12 protein-coding genes are annotated in these 14331 nt (G+C 65.1%); 5 read left to right on the forward strand and 7 right to left on the reverse strand.

Features of this window, described 5'->3' with window-relative positions; translation table 11 throughout:
• Position 1: 1 nt before the first annotated feature.
• The 7 genes from ShzoTeo12_RS24450 to ShzoTeo12_RS24480 form a co-directional block, all read right to left on the reverse strand.
• On the reverse strand, positions 2 to 937 hold the full coding sequence (locus tag ShzoTeo12_RS24450; protein WP_318912844.1) for a 3-hydroxyacyl-CoA dehydrogenase NAD-binding domain-containing protein: 936 nt from the start codon (positions 935 to 937) through the stop codon (positions 2 to 4).
• Entirely contained in the window at positions 937 to 1689 is a 753-nt protein-coding gene (locus tag ShzoTeo12_RS24455) for an SDR family oxidoreductase (RefSeq protein WP_318912845.1), read from the reverse strand. Before ShzoTeo12_RS24455 ends, ShzoTeo12_RS24450 begins: the two co-directional genes overlap by 1 nt.
• A 12-nt stretch (positions 1690 to 1701) precedes the next feature.
• Complete coding sequence (locus tag ShzoTeo12_RS24460; RefSeq protein ID WP_318912846.1) at positions 1702 to 3123, reverse strand: aminobutyraldehyde dehydrogenase; 1422 nt, start codon at positions 3121 to 3123, stop codon at positions 1702 to 1704.
• Positions 3123 to 4055 (reverse strand): 3-keto-5-aminohexanoate cleavage protein, encoded by a 933-nt coding sequence (locus tag ShzoTeo12_RS24465; RefSeq protein WP_119255063.1) that lies wholly within the window; start codon positions 4053 to 4055, stop codon positions 3123 to 3125. The genes ShzoTeo12_RS24460 and ShzoTeo12_RS24465 overlap by 1 nt, the downstream gene beginning before the upstream one ends.
• A 1-nt stretch (position 4056) precedes the next feature.
• Positions 4057 to 4857 carry an SDR family NAD(P)-dependent oxidoreductase gene (locus ShzoTeo12_RS24470; protein WP_318912847.1) on the reverse strand — a complete coding sequence of 267 codons (801 nt, stop codon included), beginning with the start codon at positions 4855 to 4857 and terminating at the stop codon, positions 4057 to 4059.
• Between the two features lie 26 nt (positions 4858 to 4883).
• Complete coding sequence (locus ShzoTeo12_RS24475; RefSeq protein WP_119255064.1) at positions 4884 to 6023, reverse strand: aromatic ring-hydroxylating oxygenase subunit alpha; 1140 nt, start codon at positions 6021 to 6023, stop codon at positions 4884 to 4886.
• A 119-nt stretch (positions 6024 to 6142) separates the two neighbouring features.
• Positions 6143 to 7153 carry a GlxA family transcriptional regulator gene (locus tag ShzoTeo12_RS24480; protein ID WP_119255065.1) on the reverse strand — a complete coding sequence of 337 codons (1011 nt, stop codon included), beginning with the start codon at positions 7151 to 7153 and terminating at the stop codon, positions 6143 to 6145.
• Between the two features lie 104 nt (positions 7154 to 7257).
• On the opposite strand from ShzoTeo12_RS24480, the gene ShzoTeo12_RS24485 reads away from it, so the two are divergent.
• The 5 genes from ShzoTeo12_RS24485 (at position 7258) to ShzoTeo12_RS24505 (ending at position 14301) form a co-directional block, all read left to right on the forward strand.
• The gene (locus ShzoTeo12_RS24485) at positions 7258 to 8220 is read left to right on the forward strand and encodes an ABC transporter substrate-binding protein (protein ID WP_205536158.1); all 963 of its coding nucleotides are present in this window, start codon (positions 7258 to 7260) and stop codon (positions 8218 to 8220) included.
• 10 nt (positions 8221 to 8230) lie between these two features.
• Complete coding sequence (locus ShzoTeo12_RS24490) at positions 8231 to 9289, forward strand: betaine/proline/choline family ABC transporter ATP-binding protein (RefSeq protein WP_318912848.1); 1059 nt, start codon at positions 8231 to 8233, stop codon at positions 9287 to 9289.
• 65 nt (positions 9290 to 9354) lie between these two features.
• On the forward strand, positions 9355 to 11388 hold the full coding sequence (locus ShzoTeo12_RS24495) for an ABC transporter permease (protein ID WP_318912849.1): 2034 nt from the start codon (positions 9355 to 9357) through the stop codon (positions 11386 to 11388).
• 14 nt (positions 11389 to 11402) lie between these two features.
• The gene (locus ShzoTeo12_RS24500; RefSeq protein WP_318912850.1) at positions 11403 to 12464 is read left to right on the forward strand and encodes a GlxA family transcriptional regulator; all 1062 of its coding nucleotides are present in this window, start codon (positions 11403 to 11405) and stop codon (positions 12462 to 12464) included.
• A 250-nt stretch (positions 12465 to 12714) separates the two neighbouring features.
• Positions 12715 to 14301 carry an ABC transporter substrate-binding protein gene (locus tag ShzoTeo12_RS24505; RefSeq protein WP_119255068.1) on the forward strand — a complete coding sequence of 529 codons (1587 nt, stop codon included), beginning with the start codon at positions 12715 to 12717 and terminating at the stop codon, positions 14299 to 14301.
• Positions 14302 to 14331: the final 30 nt, after the last annotated feature.

Here is a 14331-nt window from a genome sequence, read left to right on the forward strand (position 1 = left end):
TTCAATTCGCGCGAAGCGGCGCCATCGCCTTCTGGATGCTGGCGATCAAGGCGTCGCGGCGGGCGGAGAGATCCGCCGGCGTCTGGCCATTGGCTTCCTCGGTGACGCCGGCGACCAGCGTCTCGGCGATCGCGGGGTCGAGATGAAGGACGCCGAGATCGTCCCACCAGCGATTGAAGCTGTCGGTGTAGCGCTCGCAGAAGGCGGCAAGGCCGCCCTCCCCGGCGCCGAGATGGAAGAGCATGGTCGGCCCCATGGCCGCCCAGCGCAGGCCCGGCCCTGCCCACATCGCCTTGTCGACATCCTCGACGCTGGCGACGCCGGATTTGACGAGATGGATAGCCTCGCGCCAGACAGCCGCCTGAAGGCGGTTCGCCACATGGCCGGGCACCTCGCGGTTGACGCGGATGGTGACCTTGCCCACCGCCCCGTAGAAGCGCTCCGCCGCCTCGACGACACCCTCCGCCGTCCGCTCGTTACCCATGATCTCGACCAGCGGGATGAGGTGCGGCGGATTGAAGGGATGGCCGAGGACAAAGCGGCCGGGCTCCTTCCAGCCCTCCTGCATCTCGCTGAGCGTGAGGCCGGAGGCGGAGGTCGCGACCACGGCGTCGGCACCGAGCGAAGCTTCGATTTCCCGGTAGAGAGCGTGCTTGATTTCGATGCGCTCGGGCACGTTCTCCTGGACGAAGGCGGCGCCCTCGACGGCCTCGGCGGCCGACTTGCAGAAGCGGACACGATCCTGGCTGCCGCCCTTGACGAGGCCGAGGCCTTCAAGGGTCGGCCAGGCGCGGGCGACATAGTCCCGGACGGTCTTCTCGACGGTCGGCGAATTATCGTAGACCGCGACATCGCGGCCGGAGGCGAGGAAAAGCGCCGTCCAGCTCGCACCGATCACACCGGCGCCCAGTACTGCGGTTTGCTTGAATTCGGTCATCAGAATAATCCTGGTTGAAGGGGTGATGCGGCGGTCAGCCCGCCGTCGATGGTGATGCAGTGGCCGGTGACGAAGGCGCTTTCGGTGGAAACCAGCCAGGCGACGACATTGGCGACATCCTCCGGCTTGCCGAAGCGGCGGGCCGGATGGCGGGCGATGGAATCCGCGCGCGCCTTTTCCGGGTCGCTTGCCAAGGCGAAACCGCTTTCCGCCATCTCCGTCATGATCCAGCCGGGGCTGACGGCATTGCACCGCACCTTGGGGCCATGATCGACGGCAATGGACCGCGTGAGGCTGTGAACGAAGCCCTTCGAGGCATTGTAGATCGCCATGGACGGATCGGCGACCATGCCGGAGATCGAGCCGAGATTGACGATATCCCCGCCGCCTTCCGCCATCAGCGGGATGACCGCGCGGCACATGTTGAAGACGCCCCGACAATTGACGCCGACGAGTTGGTCCCACTCGGCATCGGTCGTCTCGGGCACCGTCTTTTCGATCTGGATGCCGGCATTGTTCACGAGCACGGTAATATCGCCGTGCTGCGCGGCCGTGGCAGCGATGCGACTTGCATCTTCCGGGCGGGAGACATCACCTGTCACCCAGATGATATCCGCCGGAAGATCCGCCGGGCGCTCGCCGCGCCCGCAGGTGACGACGGTCGCCCCGTCCCGCCGCAGGCGCTCGACGATGGCGCGGCCGATGCCCCGGCCTCCGCCCGTGACGATCGCGATCTTGTTTGCTTCTGTCATTTCCCTGCCCCGCTACCCGTGAGAGACCATGACGTGGCGGACCGACGTATAGGCATCCAGCGCATGAATGGACATGTCGCAGCCCGTGCCCGAACCTTTCATCGCGGACCAGGGCATTTCCGGCGTGGCGACGCCATGGGTGTTCACCCAGGTGAAGCCGTAGCGAAGGCGGCTCGTCACATCCATCGCCCGACCGACATCGCGGGTCCAGACGGACGAGGCAAGGCCGTAGCGGCCGGCATTGGCGATGGAGAGCGCCTCGTCGGCATCCGAGAAACGCGAGATCGTAACGACCGGACCGAAGACCTCGTTCGTGGCGATCTCCGCATCGTTGTCGACATTGGCGATCACGGTCGGCTTGTAGAAGAAGCCCTGACCCTCGCCGCGCTCGCCGCCGACGACGACCTCGCAGCTCCGGCGGGCGCGCTCGACGAAGCCGGCGACGCGATCCACCTGGACCGCCGAGACCACCGGCCCCATCTGGGTGCCCTCGGCCTTCTGCGCGCCGATGCGGATCTCCCCGACCTCGCGCGCGGTTGCGGCCACGAACGCGTCGTAGACGCCGTCCTGCACCATGATCCGGCACGGCTGGGCGCAATCCTGGCCGGCGTTGAAGAAGCTGCCATAGCGGATCGTCCGGGCGACCGCATCCACATCCGCATCGTCGAACACGATGACCGGCGCCTTGCCGCCGAGTTCCAGATGGACGTGGCGGATCTGCTGCGAGGCCGCCCGCATTGCCGCCATGCCGGTCGCGGGCGACCCGGTCACGGCGATCGCCTCGATCTGCGGCGCGTTCATCAGCCTGTCGCCGATGGTCGCACCGCGGCCATGCACGACGTTGAAGACCCCCTTTGGAAGGATGTCGGCAAAGAGTTCCGCCACCTTCAGCGTGGAGAGCGGGGTGATTTCCGAAGGCTTGAGGACGATGGTACAGCCGGCGGCGATGGCCGCGGCGATCTTCCAGGCCGCCATCATCAGCGGATAGTTCCAGGGGGTGATGGCGGCCACGGGGCCGACAGCCTCGCGGCGGATCATGCTGGTATGGCCGGAGACATATTCTCCGGCGACCGGCCCCGTCATCGTCCGGGCGGCGCCGGCGAAGAAGCGAAACGTGTCGATGGTCAGCGGCATCTCGTCATCATGGGCTGACGGCCACGGCTTGCCGACGTCGAGGCTTTCGATTTCGGCCAGTTCAAGGCTGTTCCGTTCGAGAGTGTCGGCCATCTTCAGAAGAAGGCTGGCGCGCTCGGAAGGCGTCGTGCGGGAAAACCTGTCGAAGGCGGCGGATGCGGCGGCCACCGCGGCATCCACCTGCCCGGGCGTCGCCTCGTTGACGGCGACAATCTCGCTGCCCGTCGCGGGATCGAGAACGGGAAGCGCCTCGCCGCCGCCGGGGACAAAGGCGCCGTCGATGAAGAGGTTCGTCTGCATCAGAACCCCACCTTGTCGCCGCCCTTGAGGCCGAGCCGCTCGCGCGCTTCGGCGGGCGTCGCAACGGTCAGGCCGAGCCTTTCGACGATCTCACGGATACGGCGGACCTGCTGGGCATTGGAGGTCGCAAGCTCGCCCTTGCCGATGAACAGGCTGTCCTCGAGACCGACACGCAGGTTGCCGCCGAGCAATGCGCTCTGCGTCGCGAACGGCATCTGGTGGCGGCCGGCCGCCAGTACGGACCATTCGTAGTTTTCCGGACCGAAGAGCCGGTCGGCGATCTTGTGCATGTGGACGAGGTTTTCGAGGTCCGCCCCGACGCCGCCGAGGATGCCGAACACCATCTGCACGAAGAAGGGCGGCTTGATCAGGCCCTGATCGATGAACCACTTGATGTTATAGAGATGGCTCAGGTCGTAGCATTCGAACTCGAACTTCGTGCCGTGCGCTTCGCCGAGATTCTTCAGCGCATATTCGATGGTCGCGAAGGTGTTCGGGAAGATGAAGTCCCGCGTCATCTCCAGGAATTTCGGCTCCCAGTCGTGCTTCCATTCCTTGTACTTGCCGAGCAGCGGGAAGATGCCGAAATTCATCGACCCCATGTTGAGGCTCGCCATTTCCGGGCTGGCCGAGGTGGCGGCGAGAAGGCGCTGGTCCATCGTCATCCCGAGGCCGCCGCCGGTAGAGATGTTGATCACCGCGTCCGTGGACTGCTTGATGACGGGCAGGAACTTCTGGAAGGTTTCCGGGCGCGGATCGGGCTTGCCGGTCTCGGGGTCGCGGGCATGGAGATGGATGATCGATGCCCCGGCTTCCGCCGCCTCGATGCTGGCCGTCGCGATCTCGGCCGGCGTGATCGGCAGATATTCGGACATGGTGGGCGTGTGGATGCCGCCGGTCGGCGCGCAGGTGATGATGACGGATTTCGACATGTCAGAGCCTCATTTGCTGGACCTGAGCGGAAAGACCGCCGTCCAGCACCCATAGTTGTCCGGTCGCGTAGCGGGCCTCGTCGCTCGCCAGCCAGTTCACGAGATTGGCGATATCGTCGGGCGTGCCGTAGTTGCGGATCGGGTGGACGTTGCGGACCGCCTCCTTGAGGCTGTCGATCGTCCCTCCCCCGCCGCCCGAGCCGGCGCCGGAGAAGAAGCCTTGCAGCATGGGCGTATCGACATAGCCGGGGCAGATCGCGTTGACGCGGATGCCCTCCGGCCCGTGGTCGACGGCCATGGCGCGGGTCAGCGCATGCACGGCGCCCTTGGTGGCGCAGTAGGCCGCAAGGCCCGGATCGGCGATGAAACCGTCATAGCTGCCGAAATTGATGATCGACGCGGTGGTTCCGCCGGCCGCGGCCTTGCGCAGCAGGCGAAGGGCGTGCTTAGAGGCGAGGAAGGTGCCCGTCACATTGACGGCGAAGCTGCGGTTCCACTCTTCGAGGGTCGTGTGCTCGATCGTCTTCTCAAGCTCGATCCCGGCCGCGTTGACGAGGATATCGAGCTTGCCGGACGTCCGCTCCACTTCCGCCATCGCAGCGATGGCCTCCTCCTCGGACGTCACGTCGAGCCGGACGAAACTGCCGTTATTGGCGAGCGCCGCGCCCATGCTGCCGGCATCGGAAAGGTCCGCGGCGTAGACCGTCGCACCCTCCCGGACGAACCGGGCGCATATCGCCCGGCCTATGCCGCCGCGCCCGCCCGTCACGAACGCAACCTTTCCTTCAAGACGTCCACCCATCGTCATGTCCTCCATCGTCGTCCGGCTTACGCCGCGGTTTTCGCATAGGCGTCGAGGACGAGGCCGTGGAAGTGATGCACGGCATGTTCGGACTGGCCCGATCCATCGGGATCGTTGACGATGCGGCCCTGCGTGAAGGCGGGCGTGCTCATGCCCTTCTGGACGCTCTCGACGATCTTGATGTCCTCGACCTGCAGCACCTCGTCGAGATACTTGATGGTCTGGAGTTCCATCTCGTTCGGTTCGGTGTCTTCCAAGAAGAAGTCGTAGGTCTCGAGCGTGCGGTTGGGGCCGGCCGGGATGATGTTGAGGATGATCATCGAGGAACGGCCGGGGTAGCGCATGATGCAGGTATTCGGCCACAGCCACCAGACGGCATGGGTGGTGACGGTGGCGTTCGAGACGTCATAGGCGCTGTTGGCATTCTTGCCGGCATCCGCCATATGGCTGGAATAGATGCCGTGCGTCGTCACCTTGTAGGTGTCCATGTCGACGAGCGTGCAGAAATCCTTGTGCGCCGTCGGGCAGTGGTAGCATTCGAGGAAGTTGTCGACGACGTTCTTCCAGTTCGACTTGATGTCATAGGTCAGGCGCCGCGCGAAGGTGAGCTTGTCGATATCGGGCGCCCAGTGGCGGATCTCGGTTTCGAGATCGCCGGTCTGCGACTTCAGCGACGACGCATTCGGATCGAGATTGACATAGATGAAGCCGCAGAACTCTTCGACCTGCACCTGGTCGAGACAGATGTCCTTGGTGTCGAACTCCTCCAGCGTCTCCGTATGCGGGGCGCGCACGAGCTGGCCGTCCAGGCGATAGACCCAGGCATGATACGGACACATGATGCGGGTGGACTGGCCCTCGCCCTCGAGAAGCGCATGGGCGCGGTGCTTGCACACATTGTAGAAGGCCCGCAGCACGCCTTCACGGTCGCGTACCACGGCGATCGGCTGGCCAGCGATCTCGACGGTCACGTAGGAGCCGGGCTCACGAACCTTCTCGACATGACAGACCCACTGCCACGTCCTGGCGATGATCTCCTGCAGATCGACCGAGTACCAGCGCGGATCGGTATAGGCGGCGGCGTTCAACGACAGCGAACGCGAGGCATTCGGCGAATAGCCCTTCTGGATGGCGGCGAACTCGTCCTTCGACGGAAGCAATGTCATGGCGGCGTCTCCCAGGTCCAAGGCAACGTGCTGTTGCCCTTCACGATGACCTAGCTTCCCGCCAACCAGAGCCCCTTTCTATGCGCGGTACGCCATCGATTTAGCTTTTTTCGCCGCCATCAATTGCTGCCGGATTTGCGGTGCATGGGCCATGCGCGGAACTCGAAGGGAATGCGGCCGTCGACCCGGTCGGTACGCGGCGACAGGCCGAAACGCTCCCGGTAGGCGCGGCTGAAATGCACCTGGCTCGCAAATCCCGACGCGATCGCGATCTCCGACATGGGCATGTCCGTCTGGGTGACGAGGCCGCGGGCGCGATCCAGCCGGATATCGCGATAGTAGATGGCCGGCGATTTCCCGACATAGCGCATGAACAGCCGGTTGAGCTGGCGATGGGATATTTCCACCTCGTCCGCGATCTCCGGGATCGAGAGCGCATTTTCGAGATGCTGCTCCATGACGATGATCGCCTGCCGGATCGTGTTGGGCACATGCGTGCCGAGCGGCTCCGAGCTCGCCGGGTTCTGCGACGTTCCCGCCGGGCGCAGGGACGGATGGAAGATGTAGCGGGCCGAGGCATTGGCGAGCGCATCGCCGGATATCGCCCGGATGATGTGCAGCGCGATATCCGAAGAGGCGATGCCGCCCGAACAGGTGAAACGCTTCTCGTCGCGGACGAAGATATCCTCGGAGACATCGACATCGCCGTGCAGTTCCTTGAACGCGTCGATATGCTCGTAATGCACGGTCGCCCGATGGCCGCGCAATAGCCCGGCATCGGCTACGATGAAAGCGCCGGTATCGAGCGCGCCGACGATGCTGCCCGCGCGGGCCCATTTCCGGAGCGCCGCGAGAAGCTGGGGCGTCTTGCCGGTCTCCGGCGTCCAGCTCGCCGACATCACGACGATGTCGGACGGGTCGTTCTGGATATTGGCGAGCTTGTGCGTTTCCACCACGAGACCGTTGCTCGCCTGGCAGGGACCGCCCGGCGCGGACGCCAGCATCCAGCGGAAGCGGGTGACGCCTTCGAGATAGTTCGCGGCGCGGAACGGATCGATGAAAGCCGTCGTCGCTGCCAGATTGAAATTCGGCGTGACGAGGATGTGGATCTGGATCGCAGGTTGGTCCATCGGCAGGCCGTCCAAATATGTAAAATCGATGGCGTAATTAGTTAAAACACGCCTTCGCTTTGTGCAACACTTTCATCGGGAACTAAAAAACCGGGAGAGTGACAATGCGAAATATCTACAAGCTCGGCATCTCGACCTGCCTCGCGGCACTGTCCGCAACCGTGCTCCATGCTGCCGAACTCGGCGCCAAGGACGAGCCGATCAAGCTCGCCATCAACGAATGGACGGGCCAGCAGATCACCACCCGCATCGCCGGCCACATGCTGGAAACGGCAGGCTACAAGGTCGAATATGTGACCGCCGGATACCAGAACATGTGGCAGGCCGTTTCCGAGGGCCAGCTCGATGCCGCGATGGAAGTGTGGGGCTCCAACGTCACCGACCAGTATCGCCAGCTCAACAAGGCGGGCAAGGTCGAGGATCTCGGCGAGCTCGGCCTCGTCGCGCGCGAAGGCTTCGTCTATCCGCCGCATGTCGCCGAGCTTTGTCCCGGCCTGCCGGCCTGGGAGGCGCTGAAGGATTGCGCGGCCGCCTTCGCCACCGCCGAAACCCTGCCGAACGGACGCCTCGTCGATTATCCCGGCGAATGGGGCACGCCCGGCGCCGACCGCATCAAGACGCTCGGCCTCCCCTTCAAGGCGCTTCCCGCCGGCTCGGAAGGCGCGCTGGTCGCCGAGTTCCGCGCCTCGGTCGAGCGCAAGACGCCGCTCATCGCCGTGTTCTGGCAGCCGCACTGGGCAATCGCAGCCTTCGACCTGAAATTCGTCGAACTGCCGAAGGGCACGCAGGAATGCTACGACGATCCGGCCTACGGTCCGAACAAGGACGTGACCGGCGACTGCGACTTCATCCCGACGCGCGTCTTCAAGGCCGCCTGGCCGGGCTTGAAGGACAAGTGGCCGGCCGCCTACGAGATCATCAAGAACTTCACCCTCACCACCGAGCAGCAGCAGCCGCTGATGGGCGCGGTCGATGTGGACGGCAAGCCGACCGAAGCCGTCACGGCCGAGTGGCTGAGCGCCAATACCGACACATGGAAGCCGATCGTCGACGCCGCGACGAAGTGAGGAGGCGTCCATGTCCCAGCCCTCACCCCACGCCGCCATCTCCTGCAAGGGAGTCTGGCAGGTCTATGGCGCGGATGCGCGCCAGCAACTGAAACGGGCGCTTGCGGAAACCGGGAACGACGCGCGGGCAGCAGCCACATTGCTGCGCGAACGCGGTCTCGTGCCCGCCGTGCAGGACGTCACCTTCGACGTCCGCGAAGGCGAGGTCTTCGTCATCATGGGCTTGTCCGGTTCGGGCAAGTCCACGCTGATCCGCACGATCTCCCGCCTTGCCGAGGGAACCGCCGGCTCGATCCTCATCCATGGAGAGGACATCCTGACGGCCGGCAAGCAGCGGCTGATCGAGCTCAGGCGGAACAAGCTCGGCATGGTCTTCCAGCATTTCGGCCTCTTTCCGCACATGACCGTGGCGGAGAATGTCGGCTTTCCGCTGAAGATGCAGGGCCTCAACCGGCCGGACCGGCGCAAGCGCGCGCTGGAGATGCTGGAGCTTGTCGGCCTTGCCGGCCGCGAGGACGCCTTTCCGCGCGAGCTTTCGGGCGGCCAGCGCCAGCGCGTCGGCATCGCCCGGGCGCTCGCCGTCAATCCCGACCTGCTCTTCCTGGATGAACCCTATTCCGCCCTCGACCCGCTCATCCGTCGGCAGCTTCAGGACGAATTCCTGAAGCTTCAGGCGGGTCTCCAGAAGACCTCCGTCTTCATCACGCACGACATCACGGAAGCGCTGAAGCTCGCCGACCGCATCGCCATCATGCGCGATGGCGTGGTGGTCCAGATCGGCACGCCGGACGAGATCATCGTCAATCCGGCCGACGACTATGTCCGCGAGTTCACGCGCGACGTGCCGAAGGGCCGCTACTCGCATGTCAGCGCCATGATGAACATGCCCGAGACGCTGCCAAAGATGCCCGACGATCCGAAGATCGAGGAGGACATGACCATCGATGACGCGCTCGCCTCCTGCATGGCGCTCTACCAGCCCGTCCCGGTCTGGGGTCGTGACGGCAAGATGGCCGGCATCGTCCATCCGAGCCAGTTGGCCGGCGCGCTGCAGGCGGAACGGACATGATCGAGATCAGCGCAAGTGGGACCGTGGGTTTGGCCAGCAACAGAATTGAGATCGAGAAGACGCGCATGAATGGATTGACGCCCGGCGTGCGCGTCGCGCTCCTCTGCGTGCTCGTCGGCGCGGCCTGTCTTCTGCTCGCCCCCAGTCAGGCCTGGATCAGGACCTGGCCGCAGGCGCTGACGCTTCCCGCGACGGCGTGGATCGGCAGCGGCCTGACGACGGCCTTCGAATTCCTGAAACCGGCCGCACGCTTCGTCGCCAAACTGCTGGAATATCCGATGGTCGGCGCGAACCGGCTTCTCGTCGGATCGCCCTATGCCCTGACGATCGGCGTCCTCGCTGCGCTCGGCTGGCACATCGGCGGCAAACGCATGGTCGCGCTCGTGCTGGCCGGCCTCGGCTTCGTTCTTGCCAGCGGGTACTGGGTCGCCAGCATGAACACGCTGGCGCTGGTCTTCGTCTCGGTGCCCCTCGCGCTCATCGTCGGCGGCCTGATCGGCGTGTTCGCCTATGAGTTCCGCGCGGTCCGGCGCGCGGTCGAGACCATGCTCGACATCATGCAGACGGTCCCCACCTTCGCCTATCTCACGCCGCTTCTGCTGCTGTTCGGCTTCGGTCCCGTGGTCGGCCTCATCGCATCGGTGATCTACGCCGCCCCGCCGATGGCGCGCAACGTCCTTCTCGGCTTGCAGCGCGTCGAGCCCGATATCCGCGAAGCCGCCATCATGAACGGCGCGACGCGCGCCCAGCAGCTCATCCTCGTCGAGATCCCCTCGGCCGCCCAGCAGATCATGGTGGGCGTAAACCAGACCATCATGGCCGCGCTGTCGATGGTCATCATCGCCGCTGTCATCGGCGGCTTCAACGATATCGGCTGGGAAGTGCTGCTGACGATGCGCAAGGCCGCCTTCGGCCAGAGCCTGATCGCCGGCGTCGTCATCGTGATCTTCGCCGTCCTCGCCGATCGCATGAGCAGCGCCCTTGCGCGGGATCGCAAGCGGCACTCGTGGAAGGTCACGGCTGCGATCCTCCTGCTCGGCATCGTCATTGCCGCCCTTCAGGGCTCGCTGCTTCCCGCCGCGAACGACTTTGCGGCGTTCAAGGGCACGACGGCCGTCATCGATCGCTATCTCGGCGCCTTCACCGCCGCGAACGGTGCCGTTCTCGAGGGCCTGAAAAACACCACGATGTTCTTCGTCCTCCTACCGCTGCGCATCGGCCTCGACGAGGCCGTGCTCCCCTTCACCTGGGGGTTCCAGTGGACTACCGGCATCAGCATCGCCGTCTTCAGCGTGGCTGCCGCCGCCGCGGTCGTGCTGGGCTTGCGCAATCGTGCGCTTGCCGGCCTGTCGCTGCTGGTTGCCACCGGCATCCTCGTCACCGGGATCGCCAACCTGCCCTGGCCCTTCGTGCTCGTCGCACTCGGCGGCCTTGGCTGGCTTGCCGGCGGGCCGAAGCTCGCCGCCTTCGCCGTGCTGATGGTGGGGGCCGTCCTCCTGATGGGGCTTTGGGAGCCCGCTCTCCTCTCGCTCTATCTCTGCGCGGCCTCGGTCCTCGTCTGTGTGGTCGCTGGCGGCGGACTGGGATTGCTGTGCGCCGTCAGCGAGAACGCCTGGCGGGTCATGCGCCCGGTCTGCGACTTCCTCCAGACCATCCCGCTCTTCGTCTTCCTCATTCCCGTGCTGATGTTCTTCCAGATCGGCGAATTTTCCGCCTTCCTCGCCATCTGCGCCTACGCCATCGTCCCGATGATCCGCTACACGCAGCACGGCCTCACCTCCACGCCGGAGGAGCTGATCGAGGCCGCCGTCGCCTCCGGGGCGGACGAATGGCAGGTCATGCGCGAGGTCAGGATTCCCTATTCCGCGCCGACGATCCTGCTCGGCCTCAACCAGACGATCCTCTACGCCTTCTCGATGCTGGTGATCGCCGCGCTGATCGGCACCACCGACCTCGGCCAGCAGATCTATCTCGCGCTCGGCCAGGGCGATGTCGGTCTGGGCGTCGCGGCGGGCGCCGCGATGGCGATCCTCGCGCTGGTGGCCGACCGCCTGATCCAGGGCTTCGCGGCGCGACAGCGCCACGCCCTCGGGCTCTGAGGAGGAAGAGACCCATGAACGCCGCTCCCGGGCCGAAGAGCGTCTTCTACTTCTACATCACGCCCGAATTCACCATGCTCGCCTTCACCACGGCGCTCGAAACGCTCCGTCTCGCCAATCAGGTCCTCGGCCGCGAGAAATACGCGTGGAGGATCGTCTCGTCCGACGGCGGGCCCGTGCGGGCAAGTTGCGGTCTCCAGCTCGGCGCCGACCTGTCGCTCGATGAAGCCAGGGGCCAGACGCGGGCCGCCGCCACGCGAATGGTCGTCATATGCTCCGGTCAGAACGTCGAGCGATACGCCAGCCGGAGCCTTGCGAGCTGGCTGCGCGAATGCCGGAAGGCGCGCATCACGCTCGGCGCCGTCTGCACCGGCGCGCACCTGCTCGCCCAGGCCGGCCTGCTCGACAGGCGCCGATGCACGATCCACTGGGAAAACCTCGCCGCGTTCTCCGAGCGCTTTTCCGACGTCCAGCCGAGCGCCCAGATCCTTGCGGTCGATGACGGAATCTACACCTGCGCCGGCGGCACCTCCTCGCTCGAAATGATGCTGGAGATCATCGGGCGCGAGGAAGGCAAGGGCACGGCGGCCGCGATCTGCCAGCTCGCCATCGTCGCCAGCCTCCGCGACGGTTCCGAACGGCAAAGGCTGCCCTACATGCTGCCCCTCGGCGTCGACAATCCGAACCTTCGAACGCTCGTCGGGATCATGGAGGAGAACATCGCCGATCCGATCGCGCTGAGCCTCGTCGCGATCAGGGCCGGGATTTCACGGCGGCAGATGGAGCGCTATTTCCGCGACACATTCGATTGCAGCCCGGGCAAATATTACATGCGCCTCAGGATCGAGCGCGCACGGTCCCTTCTGCGGCAGACGACGATGCCGGTCGTCGAGATCGCCATCGCCTGCGGCTTCGTTTCCGCCTCCCATTTCTCGAAGATGTACCGAAGTTTCGAAGGCATGTCGCCGCATGAGAGCCGGGCGCTCAGGAAGCAATGGCTGGAGCCGGCGCCCATCCCGCCGAAGCCCTTGCCGCCTGTGGGACAGGTCACGCCCCATTCCTCTCTCGCTGCCTGAAAACCTATCCCGCTGATTGCGCGGGCGCCCACTGTTCGCCGACCGGTCGCACACCGCGATCTGGCCGGGGTCCACCGCTCGGTTCGGAATCGAGCCATGTCCGGATTCCTCAAAATCATGTCCAGAATAGTCATGTCACGCCCGGCAGACATGCGAGCCTTCAGTGCTGGCCCGGCGCTGAAACTGCCGCGGCGTCCCGGATGGAAAAGGGGCTGCCGACGCTGGGAGGCCAGCTTGGGAGGAGGAACCGATGTCTGACGAATTGAAGTATCTGGCCAATCTGGTCGCCCGCGGAAAGATGGACCGCCGGTCGTTTCTGGGCCGCGCCGCAATGCTGGGCGCCTCGGCGCTCGCCTCCGGTCTTCTGACCAGTGCCGCGCGCGCCGAAGGGCCGGTAAAGGGCGGCACGATGCGCGTCGGCCTTGGCGGCGGCCAGACGACGGATACGCTCGATCCCGCTTTGGCGGCGAGCGAGGGGCCCAATACATTGATGGCGCAGTTCGGGGAAAAGCTGCTCGAAGTCGATGCCAAGGGCGAGATCGTTCCGCGCCTGGCGACGGAATTCGGCTCCTCCAAGGATGCCAAGACCTGGACCTTCAAGATCCGCGAGGGCGTGACCTTCCACAACGGCAAGTCCGTGACCGCGAACGACGTCGTCGAGACGATGAAGCGCCATGCCGACAGCTCGAGCAATTCCGCCGCGCTCGGCCTGATGGCGGGCATCACGAAGATGACGGCCTCCGGCAACGAATTCATCGCGGAACTCGCCGATCCGAATGCCGACTTCCCCTATATCATGGCGGACTATCACCTTCTCATCCAGCCCGACGGCGGTCGCGCCAACCCGGCGGACGGCATCGCCGCCGGCCCCTACAAGGTCGTCAGCCAGCAGCCCGGCGTGCGTTACGTCTTCGAGAAATATGCCGACTACTGGGATGACAGCCGTGGCCATGCCAACACGCTCGACGTGACGATCATCAACGACGACACCGCCCGCATCGCCGCCGTGCAGTCCGGGCAGGTGGACATGATCAACCGTGTCGCGCCGAAGGTAGCCGAACTCGTGGCGAACCTGAAGACCGTCGCGGTCAAGTCGGTCCCGAGCCGTGGCCATTATGTCCTCGTCATGCGCACGAACGCCAAGCCCTTCGACAACAACGACCTGCGCCTCGCCCTGAAATACGCGATCGACCGCCAGTCCCTTCTCGACCGGGTGCTGCTCGGCCACGGCACGCTCGGCAACGACGTGCCGATCAACAAGTTCTACCCGTTCTTCGCCGACGATCTTGAGCAGCGCGCCTATGATCCGGACAAGGCGAGCTTCCATTTCAAGAAGTCCGGCCACGAGGGCCCCGTCCTGATCGAGACCTCGGAAGTGGCGTTTCCCGGCGCGGTCGATGCGTGTCAGATCTTCCAGCAGAGTGCCGCCGCAGCGAACATTCCGCTGGAAATCAAGCGCATCCCCGGCGACGGCTACTGGTCGGACGTGTGGAACAAGCGCCCCTTCTGCGCCTCGTACTGGAATGGCCGACCGACGCAGGACATGGTCTATTCCACGATCTACACGACGGGCGCCGCCTGGAACGAATCCGCCTTCTCGAACGAGGAGTTCGACAAGACCGTCGTCCTCGCCCGCGGCGAGCTCGATGCCGGCAAGCGTGTCGATCTCTACCGCAAGCTCGCCCTCACGATCCGCGACGAGGGCGGCACCATTGTGCCTATGTTCAGCAACTTCATCGACGCCGTCGGCCAGAATGTCGGCGGGTGGACCGACGATCCGAACGCACCGCTGATGAATGCGCTCGCCCCGGTCAAATGCTGGCTGACGAACGTATAAGGCGGCCCAAAATGCGGGCGGCGGCGATGC

The organism is Shinella zoogloeoides (genome assembly GCF_033705735.1).
Classification (GTDB): Bacteria; Pseudomonadota; Alphaproteobacteria; order Rhizobiales; family Rhizobiaceae; genus Shinella; species Shinella zoogloeoides_A.